This is a genomic window from Psychrobacter sp. MES7-P7E, from assembly GCF_002863645.1.
Classification (GTDB): domain Bacteria; phylum Pseudomonadota; class Gammaproteobacteria; order Pseudomonadales; family Moraxellaceae; genus Psychrobacter.
Genome location: NZ_PJBU01000116.1, coordinates 14,216 through 28,706, shown reverse-complemented (window position 1 = coordinate 28,706; position 14,491 = coordinate 14,216). Strand labels below are relative to the sequence as shown.

At 41.7% G+C, this 14,491-nt stretch carries 11 protein-coding genes; 6 read left to right on the top strand and 5 right to left on the bottom strand.

Annotated features, from left to right (window positions below; all coding sequences use genetic code 11):
• Window positions 1–15: 15 nt before the first annotated feature.
• Both CXF62_RS13805 and CXF62_RS13800 read left to right on the top strand, forming a co-directional pair.
• Window positions 16–2,172: an McrB family protein gene (locus tag CXF62_RS13805; RefSeq protein ID WP_102094833.1), complete on the top strand. Its 2,157-nt coding sequence runs from the start codon at window positions 16–18 to the stop codon at window positions 2,170–2,172.
• Window positions 2,150–3,562 carry an McrC family protein gene (locus tag CXF62_RS13800; protein ID WP_102094832.1) on the top strand — a complete coding sequence of 471 codons (1,413 nt, stop codon included), beginning with the start codon at window positions 2,150–2,152 and terminating at the stop codon, window positions 3,560–3,562. The genes CXF62_RS13805 and CXF62_RS13800 overlap by 23 nt, the downstream gene beginning before the upstream one ends.
• Window positions 3,563–3,797: 235 nt before the next feature.
• On the opposite strand, the gene CXF62_RS13795 is transcribed toward CXF62_RS13800, so the two are convergent.
• Window positions 3,798–4,616, bottom strand: a complete 819-nt coding sequence (locus CXF62_RS13795; RefSeq protein WP_102094831.1) for a hypothetical protein — start codon at window positions 4,614–4,616, stop codon at window positions 3,798–3,800.
• A 366-nt stretch (window positions 4,617–4,982) separates the two neighbouring features.
• On the opposite strand from CXF62_RS13795, the gene CXF62_RS13790 reads away from it, so the two are divergent.
• From CXF62_RS13790 to CXF62_RS13780, 3 genes are all read left to right on the top strand, one after another.
• On the top strand, window positions 4,983–6,140 hold the full coding sequence (locus CXF62_RS13790) for a MalY/PatB family protein (RefSeq protein ID WP_102094830.1): 1,158 nt from the start codon (window positions 4,983–4,985) through the stop codon (window positions 6,138–6,140).
• A gap of 221 nt (window positions 6,141–6,361) precedes the next feature.
• A complete protein-coding gene (guaA, locus tag CXF62_RS13785) occupies window positions 6,362–7,972 on the top strand; it encodes a glutamine-hydrolyzing GMP synthase (RefSeq protein ID WP_102094829.1) in 1,611 nt (536 codons plus the stop codon).
• Window positions 7,973–8,250: 278 nt separating this feature from the next.
• Window positions 8,251–9,297, top strand: coding sequence for an RES family NAD+ phosphorylase (locus CXF62_RS13780; RefSeq protein ID WP_102094828.1), 1,047 nt, complete (start codon window positions 8,251–8,253; stop codon window positions 9,295–9,297).
• A 144-nt stretch (window positions 9,298–9,441) separates the two neighbouring features.
• Here the strand turns inward: CXF62_RS13780 and CXF62_RS13775 are convergent, their stop codons facing one another.
• The 3 genes from CXF62_RS13775 to CXF62_RS13765 form a co-directional block, all read right to left on the bottom strand.
• Window positions 9,442–10,446 (bottom strand): YhdH/YhfP family quinone oxidoreductase, encoded by a 1,005-nt coding sequence (locus CXF62_RS13775; RefSeq protein WP_102094827.1) that lies wholly within the window; start codon window positions 10,444–10,446, stop codon window positions 9,442–9,444.
• Between the two features lie 192 nt (window positions 10,447–10,638).
• Window positions 10,639–11,616: a zinc-binding dehydrogenase gene (locus CXF62_RS13770; RefSeq protein ID WP_102094826.1), complete on the bottom strand. Its 978-nt coding sequence runs from the start codon at window positions 11,614–11,616 to the stop codon at window positions 10,639–10,641.
• A 402-nt stretch (window positions 11,617–12,018) separates the two neighbouring features.
• Window positions 12,019–12,273: a DUF2798 domain-containing protein gene (locus tag CXF62_RS13765; protein ID WP_102094825.1), complete on the bottom strand. Its 255-nt coding sequence runs from the start codon at window positions 12,271–12,273 to the stop codon at window positions 12,019–12,021.
• A gap of 340 nt (window positions 12,274–12,613) precedes the next feature.
• Here CXF62_RS13765 and CXF62_RS13760 point away from each other — a divergent pair, with 340 nt between their 5' ends.
• Complete coding sequence (locus CXF62_RS13760) at window positions 12,614–13,333, top strand: aspartate/glutamate racemase family protein (protein WP_102094824.1); 720 nt, start codon at window positions 12,614–12,616, stop codon at window positions 13,331–13,333.
• Window positions 13,334–13,358: 25 nt separating this feature from the next.
• Here the strand turns inward: CXF62_RS13760 and CXF62_RS13755 are convergent, their stop codons facing one another.
• On the bottom strand, window positions 13,359–14,402 hold the full coding sequence (locus CXF62_RS13755) for an NAD(P)H-dependent flavin oxidoreductase (RefSeq protein ID WP_102094823.1): 1,044 nt from the start codon (window positions 14,400–14,402) through the stop codon (window positions 13,359–13,361).
• Between the last annotated feature and the right edge of the window lie 89 nt (window positions 14,403–14,491).

The window sequence follows — 14,491 nt, the reverse complement described above, 5'->3', positions numbered from 1 at the left end:
TTTATAGGAATAAATATGGAGCAGGTCGTCGTTAGAAGTGATGATTATAATTCTAAATCGCAAGTTACTAAGTATGAATGGTTGGAGATATTATCTGACGATAATTTTATGACCAGTAACTATAAATATGTACTGAGTATCTTTTTTTTAGAACCTGAGTACAAGGCAACCTGTAAATATTTAGCAGAAAAATATCATACACATTCTAACTCTCTTACTGCTCTAGTAACACATTTTAGTAGAGTTGTTCAAGAGCGTTTAAATAGGTTTGAAATAACTACTGAGGAGGGAGATAAGACCTACTGGCTAGTTACAATGCTTGGCAAGAAGGTAGCGGGTAACTTATTTGAATGGAAACTACGGGACGAGTTAGTTGAAGCAATGAAGGAACTCGACTATATCAATGCCAATGCTATCAAAATAGATAGCATTGGTCATTTAGTCAGTCTTATAAACAAAGACGTTGGTGATTTAAAAAGAGACTTTCTTATAGCGAGAAAAGAGCTGACAGGCAATCAAAGAATCACTAACTCTAAATTGCTGTTCAAATATGATAGCGAAGACAGAGAGTGGGCAATTAACGAAGGGGCTGGTACCGAAGTTCAGTACCATATTTACTTGTCAGACAATAGAATTGGTTATGGACTGGGGTTTAATACGCTGTATGTCAGATTCAAAGAAGAAAAGACTCCGATAGAGTATATCAAGCCTTATATAGATGCTTTCATTGCTTTGAAAGACAGTGACGAGATGATCAAGCTTGCCAATAGAGACTTTGCATTAAATACGGATGAATACGACTTCCAAAATCCTGTTAGAGACGAGCATTACTTATTTGGTCGAATAGTAGCGTTAGATGATGAACAAAAACTGCATTTAGTAGAATACTACAATATTATAAATGATCTAAAAGGCGATCTATTTAATGCCTATAAAAATATTTTTAAACTCGCCAATGAATTAAATATGACTGAAAAATCAAGTAATCAAAATCATCAGCCACCTATCACTAATCCTTTGCTACAAGAAATTAGCGAGTTATTACTAGCCAACAAAAACATTGTTCTTACAGGTGCGCCTGGAACAGGTAAAACCTATTTAGCTAAAACGTTGGCTGAGGCATGGGGTGCAGAATATAAACTTATTCAATTTCACCCTTCTTATGACTATACCGACTTTGTAGAAGGCTTACGACCTATTCAAAATGAAGACGGAAAAGTTGGTTTTGAGCTACGAGATGGAAGCTTTAAAAAGTTCTGTAAAGAAGCACGAAAATATCAAAATAATCAACAGTTAAATAATTTTGAAGAAGTTTATCAAAGATTTATAGATGATATATCCGAAAGCGCTATAGACTTAGTGACGCCTAGCCAAGGAAGTCCATTCACAATTATTGTGAACACGCGTGAAAACATCACAGCTGTTTTATCAAGTGAAACACAGAGACAAATCACATTAACTAAATCGTTGATACAAAATTACTTTGAAACAGGCAAAGCGCTCAACTGGAAGCCTTATCTGATTCCAGTATGCGAATATATCAAAAAGAACTACGACTTAACCCTTACCAATACAGATAATCAGAATAAAAAATTCATTATTATCCTTGATGAGATTAATCGGGCTGAAATCTCTAAAGTATTGGGTGAGCTGTTCTTCTCTATTGACCCTGGCTATCGAGGGGAGAGTGGTAGAGTCACTACTCAATACGCCAATTTGCAAACGGATGAAGACGTATTCAAAGAAGGTTTTTATATACCAGATAACGTCTATATTATCGGCACAATGAATGATATCGACCGTAGCGTTGAGTCTTTTGATTTTGCTATGCGCCGCCGTTTTGCATGGAAAGAAATTAAATCAGAAGATCGACTATCTATGTGGGAAGGTCAAATTGATGATTGGGCAGAGGAAGCCGAACAGCGCCTAATGGATTTGAACAAGGCTATCGAATCTGTGCAAGGATTGAATTCGGCTTATCACGTTGGCCCATCTTACTTCCTAAAGCTTGCCAACTATGATGGCGATTTTGATAAGTTATGGACATATCATTTAGAGTCGCTACTTTTTGAATATCTGCGTGGTTATCCTAATGCTGAGCAACAGATTCAAGGATTAAAAGATGCCTATAATCTACAGTTAGGGTTTGATGATGATCGTAACGACGGATAATACCTCATTAATTTTAGGCTCTAATGAGCCAAACGTTAATAAAATTATAGATGATTTATCACTACTCGCTAGTAAAAATATTGGCGAGCTAGTGACCGCACACCCCAATTTATTGATTTTCCCCACACATTTTGAAGATAACGAAGATGATATTGCCAGTAAGCCAATCTTTGAATTAAATGTTAGTGAGTCTCAGACCGTTTTAGAGACAGGCAATGTCATGGGCTTTATTGGTGTAAAAGGTACACAGTTGAAAATCCAGTCCCGTTTTGCTCGGGCATCTGTTGTAGGTAGTGATGACCAAGCCAATCAAGAAGAGGCTATTGAAGAAGATTATTTTCTACATTATATGCTGCAAAAAGTATTGTGTATTAACCTGTTTGATTTAAAGCACAGTAGAAATCAAACCAACCTATTTGATTTTTTAGTATATTTATTTCCTCATTTTCTTAAAAAAGCGCTCTCACAAGGCCTGTATAAAGAGTATCAAAAGCAAAGCTATAACGACAGTAGTCTCAAAGGGGCTATCGATGTCAAAGCCCATCTGCGACAGAATCTGCCGTTTCGAGGCAATGTTGCCTACAGTGTGCGTGAGCATAGTTTTGATAATCCAATTTCCCAGCTCATTCGTCACGCCATAGAGTTTATCAAACAAAAACCCAATCTGAGAGATGTGTTGCATAGCGACAGCGAAACACTTGATTTCGTCAATCTGATTGTCCAACATACTCCGTCATATCATGTACGTGACCGGCATACTATTATCAATACTAACCGTAAGCCTTTTGTACATCCTTACTTTACGGAATACAGTGGCCTGCAAAAAATCTGTCTGCAAATTTTACGTTATGAAGGTTTGAAATACGCTAACAATGATGATAAGGCTCACGGCATTTTGTTTGATGGAGCGTGGTTATGGGAGGAGTACCTCAACACACTACTACGTCCTATCGGATATGACCATCCCACTAATAATAACCGACAAGGTGGTATCAAGGTCTATGCTCAAAAATTTTCAGGTAATAACGTCCGTCGTTATCCTGACTTTGTGAAAGACAATCGTATTATTTTAGACGCTAAATATAAGCGTATGAAAGATAATAAAATCGATAGAGATGACCTTAATCAAGTCCTGTCATACTTGTTTTTGTATAAAGCAGATATCGGAGGTTATATTGCCCCTACAGAAGAGGATGACTTGGCGCTAAATATGGGATTGCTTAATGGTTTTGGTGGCAGTATCCATAAATTTAAGCTATCCATTCCCCAACATGTTGCAAGTTATCCAGAGTTTAAAAAAGCTATTGCTGAAAATGAAGCAAAGTTAGTTAAGAGTATTGATGAGTTATCAGGTATTCAGAGTAGTAATCAACCACTTATGATTATTTAAAATTCGTCACTATATAATATGAGTTTTAAGGTACGTTTTAGCCATGAGATAATCTCTAATGGCAGGATTAGCTCCAATTTTATAATAACTCTGATAACCACAAAATCTAACGCAGCACTCCAAAATACCACCAAGCAAACCAAAAAAGACCTTGCAATTGCGAGGTCTTTTTTATTTTATTGAGTGTAGCTAATTACATCTGTACCAGCGTTAGAAACTAAGCTGTGATTGACGATTATTTAGCCGACTTGTAGTAATCAACCATCATAGTACCCAAAGTGCCGTTGTCATCGATCGTGACGATTCTGACCGTACCTGATTGTGCTGCGGTACTCGACTGCACTTGTCCAGCGTTACCTAGGACGACTTGGTTGTCTTTGGATGCTTTCGCCTCGTTACCGATAGCGATACTGTTCATGCCGCCTGCCATAGATTTATTACCGACCGCCACCGAAGTTGCGCCTTGTGCCATAGCCGCTTCACCGACAGCGGTAGAGCGCATACCGCTTGCATTGGCTAGATGACCAAACGCTTGTGCACGTTCAGCGGTGGCTTTTGACTGCCAGCCGATAGACGTTGAGCCTAGACCAGCAGCATTGGCTTCACCGCCTACGGCAGTGGCTGAGTTGAGACCTGCATTGGCTTTATTACCGACAGCAACCGTGTCATTATTGCCACCTGCCATAGCTGCCTCACCGACAGCGGTAGAGCGTACACCACTTGCATTGGCTAGATGACCAAAAGCTTGCGCACGTTCGGCAGTGGCTTTTGACTGCCAACCGATAGAGGTTGAGCCTAGACCAGCAGCGTTGGCTTGACCGCCAACCGCAGTAGCTGAGTTTAATCCTGCATTGGCCTGACTACCGATGGCAACGGTATCATTGGTGCCGCTAGTTGTGGCAGCATTGCCAAGAGTGATGGCGGTGCTGCTAGTTGCGTTTGCAGTCTGATGGTCAGTTCCTGTTGCCATAGCAGTGCAAGAAGCGGTTGCAGCAATGGCAAAAGTGAGGGCACTAATCTTTAGTACTGATTTCGGTAACAAGTCCATTTTCATTCTTCATTCCTTTTTGTTAGCCTTGATGGCTTATTAGATAGTTTGGGTAGATGTTGATAGATTATAATCATGGCAACATCAGCGCACTCTGGCACAAACAACTTTATGATAGATAGAGTCCGAAACCTTAATGTAGCATTAATTTTTAATCATTATTAAAACAATGTTCACTTTATATCTTTGACGGTTATTTAAGCCGATAAATGGATAATTAAAGTCTAAAAGCACTTTAATTATTTGTAAAAAATCGAATGCGCCTTAATCTACTAGAGCAGATAGCGTAGCGTATATTGATAATATAGTGCACATATTGCGATGTGTTTTTGACGTTTCAAACCATTATTATTCCAAATAAGAAGAGTAGCAATGCAATATAACTTTGATGAAATAATCGACAGACGCGATACCGGCTCACTTAAGTGGCACTATACCGATGACACGATTGCGCTATGGGTCGCGGATATGGATTTTAAGGCTGCCGCACCGATATTAAGTGCGGTTGAGCAAGTCATGCAGCATGGCATCTTGGGTTATACCAAGCCTACTGATGCTTTATACGACTCGATTATTAACTGGCATGGCAGTCGTTATGAATTGCAGTTAGAGAAGCAGAATATCTTGTTTTCCCCTGGTGTCGTGCCAAGCCTAACGCTGATGATGAATGTCTTTACCAAGGTAGGCGAGGCGGTAATGGTCAACGATCCTATTTATACACCCTTTATGAGTAAGGTTGAGCAAAATGGCCGCAAGCTTGTGCTCTCTGCATTAAAGGAAGTCGAAGGTAAATATCATTTAGATTTGGCTGATATCGAAGCCAAAATCATCGAGCATGAGGTTAAGCTTTATCTACTGTGCAATCCACATAATCCTGGCGGGCGTGTATGGACGAGGGACGAGCTGGAAGCGCTACTTGCGATTTGTAAAAAGCACAACGTGGCGATTGTTAGTGACGAGATTCATCAAGATTTGACCTTGACTGGTCATACATTTACGCCATATCTGACGCTGGCAGAAGGCTATGAGCACAACGTCGTCAGCCTGACTTCGATGACCAAAACCTTTAACATCGCTGGTATCAAAGGCTCTATGATATTCGCTAAAGATAAGGCACTAACCAAAAAAATCAGTCAGCAGCAGCAGTTAAATGATGAGTACGAGCTGAACCTATTTGCGTATACAGCCATGCGTAGTGCTTACGAGCACGGCGGTGAGTGGCTAGAGCAGGCGCTTAATTATATCGAGGCCAATATTGAATTGACCGTGCAGTTTTTAAATGAGCATTTGCATAATATTAAAATCATGCGCCCAGAAGCATCGTACCTAATTTGGGTAGATTGCTCAGCATATAGCCAAGACGATCAAGCGCTGTATGATGCGCTTAGAGCCGCCAAAGTTGAGTTAAACGCTGGCATTAAATATGGCAAAGAAGGGCATTTAAAGATGCGCCTAAATGTGGCCTGTCCTAAAGAAGTATTGATACAAGGGTTAAATCGTATGCACTCAGCTTTGAGTGATATTACGTAGTAAACCTAGTAAATGGCTGATGAATAGAGAAGAAGATAGTTTGCTCGTAATTGGGTTTGCTGTCTACTCTTTGCTTATTTTGATCCTTACTTAGGGAGTGATTATTCAAATTGAGGGTATGCGCAAATAATAATCGCGAATAATTAACCATCTAATAGCCAATAGAGGGCGTAAACTTGTTAAAATAGGGCACCAATTTATCTATTGATGGATATCGATTTATGACCACTGCTGCTGCCACTCCTGCAATCAAAGAAGATCGCATCTTAATCCTCGATTTTGGCTCGCAATATAGCCAGTTAATCGCTCGCCGTGTGCGCGATTCTGGGGTGTTTTGTGAGATGTTCCCTTATGACATTGACACTCAGCGCATCATCGATTTTGGCGCAAAAGGCGTCATCCTATCGGGTGGCCCTGAGAGCGTCCACGCAGAAAATAGCCCACGTATTAACGACGCGGTATTTGATCTAGGCGTACCAGTACTAGGTATCTGCTACGGTATGCAAGCAATGGCAGATCGTTTCGGCGGGCAAGTTCATGCCAGTGATATTCATGAGTTTGGTGCGGCGACTATCGAAGTAAATGGGCATTCGCAGCTGACTGACGGTATCGAAGACAGCAAGACTGACGGCGCGGCTGCCAAGCTAAACGTTTGGATGAGCCATGGTGATAAAGTCATCGAAGCGCCTGAAGGCTTTGACATCATTGCTAGTACGCCAAGCTGCCCGATTGCGATTATGGCTAATGATGACAAGCAATACTACGGTCTACAGTTCCACCCAGAAGTGACGCACACCCTACAAGGTCAAGCGCTGCTAGGTCGTTTTGTCCATCAGATTTGCGATTGTGCTGGTGAGTGGACGCCAGACAATATCGCTGATATGCGTATTGCGCAGCTCAAAGAGCAAATCGGTGACAAGCAAGTATTGCTCGGACTATCGGGCGGCGTGGACAGCTCAGTCGTTGCAGCACTATTGCACAAAGCCATTGGCGATCAGCTGACTTGTGTGTTTGTGGATAATGGTCTCTTGCGTCTGCATGAAGGCGACCAAGTGATGCAAATCTTTGCAGAAAACATGGGCGTAAAAGTCATCCGTGTTGATGCCGAAGATTTGTTCTTAGATGCGCTAGCAGGCGAGTCTGATCCAGAGAAAAAACGCAAAATCATTGGTAAAACCTTCATCGACGTATTCGCTGATAGTGCGCGTCAAGTGAGCGAGCAGAGCGATGGTAAAGTTGTTGAGTTCTTAGCACAGGGTACGATTTACCCAGACGTGATCGAATCTGCTAAGTCACATCAAGGTAAAGCACACGTCATTAAGAGCCATCATAACGTTGGCGGTTTGCCAGATGACTTGGCGTTTGAATTGGTTGAGCCGTTACGCGATCTATTTAAAGATGAAGTGCGTAAACTTGGTATCACGCTTGGCCTACCAGAGAAGATGATTTACCGTCATCCGTTCCCAGGGCCAGGTCTAGGCGTGAGAATCCTTGGCGAAGTGAAAAAAGAATATGCTGATATCCTCCGTCTTGCCGATGCTATCTTTATGCAGGAGCTTGAGCGTTCAGGCTGGTATGACAAAACCGCGCAAGCCTTTGCGGTATTCCAACCAATCAAATCTGTCGGCGTGGTCGGTGATGGTCGCCGCTATGCATGGGTAATCGCGCTACGTGCAGTTGAGACCGTAGACTTTATGACGGCTCGCTTTGCGCATCTGCCATATGATTTGATCGAGACAGTATCGAACCGCATTATGAATGAAATCGCTGAAGTATCACGTGTGACTTATGATGTTTCGAGTAAGCCGCCTGCAACGATTGAGTGGGAATAAATTGTTTAAGTGTTCTAAACGGTAACGGCGTTAACCTCGCTAGATATACAAACACGTATTATCTGCGCTCGGCTGCCTTGTTACCATCTTAGACTACGTAAACTTATCTAAACAGCTTTTCAACTCAGTTTTTTGAATTGATATACAGCTTGTCGTCAATAAAAAAACACTCAACTTGGTTGGGTGTTTTTTTTGGTTTATTTAGCCTAGTTAATTCAACTTATTTAACTAATATATAAGGTAAAATTAAAAAAATAATCGACATTATTGGTATAAAAATGAAAGAGTCATTTGTTCTATGTTCAAGTTGTTTTTCTAATCAAGGTTTAAAAATTTCAGCACAGAAGCTCGGTACTAAAAGCAATACGAGCTGTAAAGGTTGTAATGAGAGTAAGGGCTATAAACTGACAAAGAATATTTTAAATGATTTAGCTCATCAGTTTTTCGTAATGGGAAGTAGCATTAAAAGTGATTATGGAGGCGCACCCCGCATCCAGTTCAATGAGCATCAAGAAACAAGCATTATTTGTACTGATGATATTAATCAAGATATAAAGCTATTTGAAAAATATCTTGGTGTGGGATTTTTTCACTATGGGCCTAGATTATGGACTCTAGGTTATATTACACCCTTGGAAGAACTCCAAGATGAAAATAAGAGAATGTATATAATAAAGAGAATAATCAATGAATACCCTATTTTTGAGCTTAACAGTTCAAAAGTATTCTATAGATTGAGAGTTGAGCCGAGTGAACCTAGTAATATAGGCGAGTATGATAGCTCGCCTTTCCCAGGAAAAGGCAGACTAGATTCAAAAGATTTCAAGGTGTTTTATGCCTCACAGGATTTGGAAGTTTGTATTCATGAATGTAGAGTAAGCGTGACTGATGAGTTGTACGTCGCTACAGTTAGACCTGCGAAAAGCTTAAAAATGTTAGATTTGAGTACATCAATTTCAGAACAGTGTACTGAGTTTGAGAGTTTAAATATTTCTCTAATGATGTTGTTCTATGCTGGTAAGCATTCTTACGAAATTTTAAGGTTGCTAAGTTTGGAAGCCTATGAGAAAGGTTTTGACGGTATCATTTTTCCATCCTTCTTTACACAGGCTAGACTAGGCAAGCTACCATTGCCTTCTATATATCAAAGTTTAGATAATAGAATAGATGAGTTTAGAGAGATTGAAATCTCTGGTAAAATTCCGAACATTGCTATTTTTGGGCAACCTATAGAAGATAAACGTGTTGAAGTAGTAAGTATAAATAAGCTAGTTCTAAATAGGGTTGTATATGATTACTTCTTTGGCCCAGCAGATGTGAATTAACCTTATTCATTCTTATTGAACGAGTACTTTCGAAGATTTTATAGTGGTGAACGAATACAAGTTTTAACCATTTACCTGTTCCCAAAAAAAGGCAGCACCTCAAAAGAGATGCTGCCTTTTCTTTATAACGCTAACTCTTAAAACCTAACCCTTCACATTCACCACATAACGCCCAACCACTTTGCTAGACATAAAGCGATCTAGGTATTCTGGCGTTTGCTCTAACGTAATCTCTTCACCATAGCTCTCAAGATTAGGCAGCTTCATATCGGTAGCGACACGTTTCCAGATGGCTTCTTTATCAGCCAATGGGATATAAACCGAGTCGATACCCAATAGCGACACCGCGCGGGTGATAAAAGGAATCACCGACATCGAAAACTCAGCACCACCCGCTAGACCACAGCTCGTCACTGCGCCGCCCGCCTTGGTTTGTTTGAGCAAGTTAGATAGATAGTCGCCGCCGATAGTATCAATGGCGTTTGCCCATAGCTCACGGCCGACAGGTTTGTTACCGATTTCATTGATGGTATCGCGATGACGTACTTCGCTCGCGCCTAATGCCTTTAAGTGTTCGCTTTGCTCTGGCTTACCTGAGAATGCAATCACCTCATAGCCGAGCTGCTTTAAGATAGCGATACTGATTGTACCGACGCCACCTGTTGCACCAGTTACAGCGACTGGGCCATCACTTGGTTTTGCGCCCATTTTTTCTAGCTTTTGGACACTTAGTGCTGCGGTTAGACCGCCAGTACCATAGGTCATTGCTTCTTTTAGCGTCAGCATTTCTGGGCAAGGTAGCGCCCAATCTGCTGGTATAGATATCATCTGACCGAGGCCGCCATCGGTATCCATACCGAGATCATAGCCGAATACTAATACTTCTTGTCCTGCGCTAAACGTGCCTGATTTATCACTGACGACCACGCCAGCGGCGTCGATACCAGGGGTATGTGGGTACTGTTTGGTGATTCGTTTATTACCAGTGGCTGACATCGCATCTTTAAAGTTTAATGATGAATAATGCACTTCGATGAGCAAGTCATTTTCTGGCAAGTCACTAACTTTGCGCTCTTGGATGCTTTTTTTGAATTCGCCATCACTGGTTTCTTCGACGACTAAGGCTTTGAAGGTTGTATCGTTTGACATAGTTATATCCTTATTAAATCTTATTATATGGGTTGATGAGTAATTGTTGATGGCTCTAATTACATTAGAGTCATCATGACAACAGCATGGTTAGAATAAAAAAGCCCATAGTATTATCTAACGAGTAATACAAATGGACTTTTCATATTTATGATGCCTTTAATGACAATCATTACAAGGTTAAAGTATCACTTAAGGTTTTAGGATAACTTTACCTTTTTTGCTTGATTGTACTTTTCCAGAAACGGCAGTCGTGATGTCGTCCAGACTATAGATGGCTTCGATTGGTAATTTTAGGTCGCCGTTCGAAGCACGTTCTAGTAGCTCATCGATTAGACGTTGTTTGTTGTCTAGATCCATTTCTTGACTGGTTTTGCTGCCCCAGAAGCCTTTTACAACGGCTTGCTTAAAGATCAAGCTGCCAGCGTCTAGTGCCATTGGCTTGCCTGACATGATACCAAATGAGACCAGCGTGCCTTTGCTACCAAGTAATGATAGTAGCTCGTTGCTCGACTCACCACCGACTGAATCGACGGCTGCTGTTATCTTGTCATCACCAATGATAGCGCGAACTTGGTCTTTCCAGTCATCATCAGCGGTGACGACATTGTTTTTGATACCGAGTGAGGTCAGCTCTTCTATCGCGTCTTTACTACGTACGAGGTTAATCGTATTTACACCGCGTGCTGCTGCTAGCATCGCAAGCGTTTTACCGACAGCGCCGTTTGCCGCGTTATGAATAATCCATTGACCTTTATCTACTTCCAGGAATTCTAATAGCATTAGGGCAGATAACGGCATCGCAATCAGTTGGGCAGCCAACTCGTCTTCGATGCTATCAGGCATGTTAAATACCATGCTGGCAGGGGCGACAAAATACTCCGCCCACGTCTCGTGCACACTGGCACAAGCCACACGTTGACCAACACTTAGATCTGTCACATCATCGCCCACGGCATCGATAATACCTAGCGCTTCACTACCACCGATGGCTGGCATCTCAGGCTTATAGCCGTATTGACCACTTACGGTTAGCAAGTCATGGTTATGAATAGGGGAGAGAATGGTTTTGATACGGACTTCGTTGGCAGCAGGCTGCGGCATGGGACTGTCGCCAACGCTTAATACGTTGGAGGGTTTGCCAAAGCTGTTATGAATAGCACTACGCATGATGATTTCCTTTATATATTTATGATTTAATTTACGTATAAGTGTATGAATAACCGACTATAAACATCATGTCATTGAGATCACTCATCGATGTATTTTTTCTTCTAGTAGAAACGATACCATGATAATGATGCTTAGAGGTTATCGACTAACAAAGACACTATACTTAAAAATAGACTGGTCGTCTAGGAATTGGATACATTTGCGCTAACGGAATTTTGTTATAGAAAGCTTGGCTTACATCGGTCATATTCTCTAGCGTTAGATAGTCAATCGCATATATATGGAGTACGGCATTAGGCTAGTTCAGTCTATTCTCTATAGAACCTTGACTTGCTTGCCCTATATCTAAACTATCTTATAACGACGATGACTCAGAATTATGATAGCTATCGATACTGTTTAATAAAACTCTATCCTGCTCAGTACATGCTCTTGTACTAGATAGGCGCAGATGTACGCACTTGGCCACGCAAAAATAAAGGCCAGTCCCCAAGAATGCATCAATTCTGTAAAAAAGCCATCAACGTAGCCTACTTTTACTAATAATAGCGCTGACGAGATAATCAGTGACATCATCATCGCCATTAGACCTGTAAATATAAGGCGGTAATATTTGCGGCGCGTACGTATTCTGATAGTGGGGAAGTTGGTCATAGTATTCGGTTGTCCTACATAGTGTTAGCTATGCCCAGCCTATGATGCGGGCATACGTTGTAAGTTAATAGTTAGGTGGTGAGCAGGCATAATAAATGGATAAGGTATTGGCTACCAGTGTTCATCATACTCCGTGAGGTCAAACGGGTAAAATCGTTATTATCAATGGTAGGGTTTGCGATATGTTATTAATATGATTATTGTCTTTAAGGCAGCATTTTAAAGCTTTTTGAAGAGATTATTTCTAAAACGGATATCTCTAAAAATAGCGCGTTCTCAACAGTCGATTTTGCTACGATAACTTACTATAACTAAGAACAAAAACCACTAGGGGTATAGTATGGCAGTTCAAGAGCAACGAGGGTCTCAACAAAAAACATTAGGAATCATCGGAGGTATGAGCTGGGAGAGTACCGAGAGCTATTATCGTCTGATCAATGAAGGTATCAAGCAACAGCTTGGCGGACTACATTCAGCAGATTTGTTGATTCATAGTGTGGATTTTGCGTTGATCAATACGTTACAGGAGCAAGGCAGATGGGACGAGCTAGGCGTGATAATGGCTAGCAGCGCTCAGCGTCTACAAGCAGCTGGCGTACAAGGAATCATGATTGCCTCTAACACGATGCACAAACTTGTCGATGACGTGCGCTCCGCCACAGACTTGCCGTTGACTCATATCGCTGATGCGACTACTGGTGCTATCAAAAAACAAAATCTTACCAAAATAGCCTTACTTGGTACTCAGTTTACGATGACTCAAGATTTTTATAAGCAGCGTCTGATTGATGCGGGTTTACAAGTATTGATACCAGAAGATGAGGCAAGAGCAGAAGTGCACCGCATTATCAAAAAAGAGCTGTGTGTCGGTGAGTTTAAAGACAGCTCACGAGAGTATTATCGTCAAGTGATTAAAGATTTGGCAGCGCAAGGGGCAGAGGGTGTGATCTTGGGCTGCACAGAGATTGGTTTACTTATCAAACAGGCTGATAGCCCGATACCTGTATTTGATACCACAGCTATTCATGCAGCTGCGGCGGTAGATTTTTTATTAGATTAGCGCGGACTGATAAAAATATTTAAGCCTATAACGTTTTTACCAGTCGCTCAAGCAGTTCAAGCGTGCTTTCTTGTTTGACCAAAGTTACCCCTTGTCCTGCCCATAAAGATTGATGTTCTGCATCCATATTTTTAGAGGCATGAGCTCGCATAGATTTGGACATGGCATTTAATTGTGGGTAGGGCGGTAGCTCATCAGCGCTTTCAAATTGAGCAAAATCACGCAGATAATCGTTTAATAAACCACGAGCGAGCTTACCTGAAAACAATCGAGTTAAGCGCGTTTCTGAGCTGCGCCTGCTGTGACTGGCATCGAGTAAGGCTTGTTTATAAATATTATTGATACCGCATTGGTCGGTGGTCAAGAACGCCGTTCCCATTTGTGCAAGCTCAGCACCTGCCGCTTGTACTGCTTTGATATCCTGTCCTGTCATAATGCCACCTGCTGCAATCAAAGGAATATCAGTACAGGCGCGGGTTTGGCCAATCAAAGTCAATAATCCCAATGGATCGCTTTCACTTTGTGGTAACCAACCACCGCGATGTCCACCCGCTTCGACCCCTTGTACACATACCGCATCTGCGCCAATATCTGCCCATGCTTTTGCTTCTAATGGATGATTAGCGGTACCGATGACGCGTGTGCCGAAACTTTGCAGACGCTGAGCTTGCTCAGCACTGATAATGCCAAAGGTAAAACTGGCAACAGGCACAGGGTTGTCATAGAGCACTTGTAGCTGCTCTGCGAAGCTCTGCGCGGGGCGTTCAGGTAGTGTAAATTCGATATTATTGTCTTGATAGTACTCACTCAGCCAAGTGGGGATTTCGGTATCAAAGGTCGTAGATTCTTGCTCAGACAATACCATGAGATTGACCATAAACGGACGGTCGGTGAGCGATTTAATGGTATCAATTTGGCTGGTCAAAACATTTGGCGCAGTCATGCCAGACCCTAATGAGCCCAGCCCACCAAAATTACTCACCCTCGCTGCCAGCTCAGGTGTGGTTGCTCCTGCCATGGGTGCTTGGACGACAGGGTAGGTTAAATTCAGAGTATCAAGTAAGCTCATGACTGGCTGCCTTTTTAGTAGGGTGTTTGCATGACTTACTTTAACAGAGCTGAGTACAGAGTATGTGAGATAGTGTTTATTTAGTTAGG